Source organism: Agathobaculum ammoniilyticum (genome assembly GCF_025567315.1).
Taxonomy (GTDB): domain Bacteria; phylum Bacillota; class Clostridia; order Oscillospirales; family Butyricicoccaceae; genus Agathobaculum; species Agathobaculum ammoniilyticum.
Map to the genome: position 1 here is coordinate 1 of NZ_JAOQJE010000022.1, position 367 is coordinate 367.

Genomic DNA, 367 nt, shown 5'->3' on the forward strand with positions numbered 1-367 from the left:
AAAGCAGGCAGCTTTGAAGCACGCGGGAAAGACTGCGGCGCAAGTTACCTTTGTAAAGGGTACGTTTGACTATGAGCATGGCCGCCCAGTATATGAAGTGGAATTCATCGAAGCAAACGGGACGGGATACATGGAATACGACTACGAGATTGACGCTTCTACCGGAGCGGTACGCAGCTATGATTTTGACGCAGAGAATTACCGTCCAGCCGGCAATCAGGGCAGCGCGTCCGTGGGTGTGACAGTGAGTGAAGCGCGCGCTAAAGAACTGGCGCTGGCAAAGGTGCCGGGGGCGTCGTCCGCTAACATTTATAAATTCAAGTTGGACTTTGATGATGGCCGTTGGGTATACGAAGGTGACATCTAT

1 protein-coding gene is annotated in these 367 nt (G+C 52.3%); it reads left to right on the top strand.

Annotated features, from left to right (window positions below):
* Positions 1-13 precede the first annotated feature (13 nt).
* Positions 14-367, top strand: a 354-nt coding sequence (locus tag OCV66_RS15745; protein ID WP_262564825.1) for a PepSY domain-containing protein, incomplete at its 3' end; no start/stop codon positions are given.